The 330-nt window shown below is 61.5% G+C and carries 1 protein-coding gene; it reads right to left on the bottom strand.

Features of this window, described 5'->3' with window-relative positions; genetic code table 11:
* On the bottom strand, positions 1–330 hold a 330-nt coding region (locus tag C5P05_RS00210; RefSeq protein ID WP_114967970.1), incomplete at both ends, for a DUF2239 family protein.

The raw sequence follows: 330 nt of genomic DNA, 5'->3' as shown, positions 1-330 counted from the left end.
CTCGGTCCACGCTTGCCCGGCGTGCCTCATCAACCAGTTTCCGCAAAGTCACCGATGCACCGCCTCGCTGTGCAGCCAACCAATCCCAGTGGCGCGGCAGTAACGTGACTTCTCGCGCGACAACCCCAAGCTTTGGGCGGCCACGGCCACGTGGCTCACCAGGATCCGCGGAATCAATCAGTGCCGAGTCGGTTCCCTGAAGCTGGTACCCGTCTGGAGGTAGACGTGCAAACATCTCGGCATCGCTTCCTCGAATGTCGATATCGACAACTTGGCCAGTCTGGTCGCAGAAGGTCAGCAGCGGATTGGGTACGCCTGTCGCCAGGGCGT

It is taken from the genome of Rhodoferax ferrireducens (assembly GCF_003347515.1).
GTDB lineage: Bacteria > Pseudomonadota > Gammaproteobacteria > Burkholderiales > Burkholderiaceae_C > Rhodoferax.
This window is presented reverse-complemented; position numbering and strand designations above follow the sequence as displayed.